Raw genomic sequence first — 1,188 nt, forward strand, 5'->3', positions numbered from 1 at the left:
ACACCTGTTCCCATGCCGAACACAGAAGTTAAGCTCTTTAGCGCCGATGGTAGTCGGACTGACGTTCCGCGAGAGTAGGACGGTGCCAGGTTATTTTACATAACAGGAGAATTAGCTCAGCTGGGAGAGCATCTGCCTTACAAGCAGAGGGTCGGCGGTTCGAACCCGTCATTCTCCACCATTTAATTAAATAGAGTAGCCGGCCTAGCTCAACTGGTAGAGCAACTGACTTGTAATCAGTAGGTTGGGGGTTCAAGTCCTCTGGCCGGCACCATTTAGAGCCATTAGCTCAGTTGGTAGAGCATCTGACTTTTAATCAGAGGGTCAGAGGTTCGAATCCTCTATGGCTCACCATTAGCGGGTGTGGCGGAATTGGCAGACGCACTAGACTTAGGATCTAGCGCCTTACGGCGTGGGGGTTCGACTCCCTTCACCCGCATATGCAGAAGTAGTTCAGCGGTAGAATACAACCTTGCCAAGGTTGGGGTCGCGGGTTCGAATCCCGTCTTCTGCTCCATTGTTTTGCCGGGGTGGCGGAACTGGCAGACGCACAGGACTTAAAATCCTGCGGTGAGAGATCACCGTACCGGTTCGATTCCGGTCCTCGGCACCATTATTGCAATATGCGCCCGTAGCTCAACTGGATAGAGCGTTTGACTACGGATCAAAAGGTTATGGGTTCGACTCCTATCGGGCGCGCTACATACCTTCCGGGAAGTAGCTCAGCTTGGTAGAGCACTTGGTTTGGGACCAAGGGGTCGCAGGTTCAAATCCTGTCTTCCCGATTTAACATCATTTATTATGGGGGCTTAGCTCAGCTGGGAGAGCGCCTGCTTTGCACGCAGGAGGTCAGCGGTTCGATCCCGCTAGTCTCCACCATATTTTAATTCAATATTGTAACAACTATATACGGCGGCGTAGCTCAGCTGGCTAGAGCGTACGGTTCATACCCGTGAGGTCGGGGGTTCGATCCCCTCCGCCGCCACTAATCTTAGTTGAATATTATTAGGACCTTTAGCTCAGTTGGTTAGAGCTAACGGCTCATAACCGTTCGGTCGCAGGTTCGAGTCCTGCAAGGTCCATATAATTAGGAGGAATACCCAAGTCTGGCTGAAGGGATCGGTCTTGAAAACCGACAGGGGCTTAACGGCTCGCGGGGGTTCGAATCCCTCTTCCTCCGCCATTATA

At 52.1% G+C, this 1,188-nt stretch carries 12 tRNA genes and 1 rRNA gene; all 13 read left to right on the plus strand.

The features are described from left to right. A 5S ribosomal RNA gene (gene rrf / locus CD118_RS10720) occupies positions 1 to 91 on the plus strand; the annotation flags it as partial. 14 nt (positions 92 to 105) lie between these two features. Then, a tRNA-Val gene (locus CD118_RS10725) sits at positions 106 to 181 on the plus strand. A gap of 17 nt (positions 182 to 198) precedes the next feature. Next, positions 199 to 274: transfer RNA gene (locus tag CD118_RS10730), tRNA-Thr, on the plus strand. 4 nt (positions 275 to 278) lie between these two features. Next, positions 279 to 354 (plus strand) — tRNA-Lys (locus CD118_RS10735). Positions 355 to 357: 3 nt separating this feature from the next. Beyond that, positions 358 to 439 (plus strand) — tRNA-Leu (locus CD118_RS10740). A 3-nt stretch (positions 440 to 442) separates the two neighbouring features. Then, positions 443 to 517: transfer RNA gene (locus CD118_RS10745), tRNA-Gly, on the plus strand. A 7-nt stretch (positions 518 to 524) separates the two neighbouring features. Then, positions 525 to 613 (plus strand) — tRNA-Leu (locus CD118_RS10750). A 12-nt stretch (positions 614 to 625) separates the two neighbouring features. Then, a tRNA-Arg gene (locus tag CD118_RS10755) sits at positions 626 to 699 on the plus strand. 12 nt (positions 700 to 711) lie between these two features. Continuing rightward, a tRNA-Pro gene (locus tag CD118_RS10760) sits at positions 712 to 785 on the plus strand. An 18-nt stretch (positions 786 to 803) separates the two neighbouring features. Then, positions 804 to 879: transfer RNA gene (locus tag CD118_RS10765), tRNA-Ala, on the plus strand. 32 nt (positions 880 to 911) lie between these two features. Then, positions 912 to 985, plus strand: a tRNA-Met gene (locus tag CD118_RS10770). A gap of 23 nt (positions 986 to 1,008) precedes the next feature. Further along, positions 1,009 to 1,082 (plus strand) — tRNA-Ile (locus CD118_RS10775). A gap of 8 nt (positions 1,083 to 1,090) precedes the next feature. Further along, positions 1,091 to 1,183 (plus strand) — tRNA-Ser (locus tag CD118_RS10780). Positions 1,184 to 1,188 lie beyond the last annotated feature (5 nt).

Source organism: Staphylococcus coagulans (genome assembly GCF_002901995.1).
Lineage (GTDB): Bacteria > Bacillota > Bacilli > Staphylococcales > Staphylococcaceae > Staphylococcus > Staphylococcus coagulans.